Source organism: Pseudomonas sp. FG98 (assembly GCF_057808595.1).
Genome location: NZ_JBMDIJ010000191.1, coordinates 1 through 428 on the forward strand (window position 1 = coordinate 1; position 428 = coordinate 428).

General features: G+C 61.9%; 1 protein-coding gene. It reads left to right on the forward strand.

Going from position 1 to position 428, the window contains the following annotated elements:
* Nucleotides 1-240: 240 nt before the first annotated feature.
* Nucleotides 241-428 (forward strand): hypothetical protein (locus ACODSK_RS32675; RefSeq protein WP_489022293.1); only part of this gene is annotated, 188 nt, incomplete at its 3' end.

Consider the following 428-nt stretch of genomic DNA (forward strand, 5'->3'; position numbering starts at 1 on the left):
TTTCCTGTATCTGGCCTGGATCACGCGGCTGGCCCGGGACCCTGTGGGAGTCGGCGTTGCCGACGATGGGGCCATCTGCCTCGACATCAATCTTGCTGATCAGGTTGTTCTTGCCGGCCTCATCGCTGGCAATGCCCGCTCCCACAGATTTCCTGTATCTGGCCTGGATCACGCGGCTGGCCCGGGACCCTGTGGGAGTCGGCGTTGCCGACGATGGGGCCATCTGCCTCGACATCAATCTTGCTGATCAGGTTGTTCTTGCCGGCCTCATCGCTGGCAATGCCCGCTCCCACAGATTTCCTGTATCTGGCCTGGATCACGCGGCTGGCCCGGGACCCTGTGGGAGTCGGCGTTGCCGACGATGGGGCCATCTGCCTCGACATCAATCTTGCTGATCAGGTTGTTCTTGCCGGCCTCATCGCTGGCAA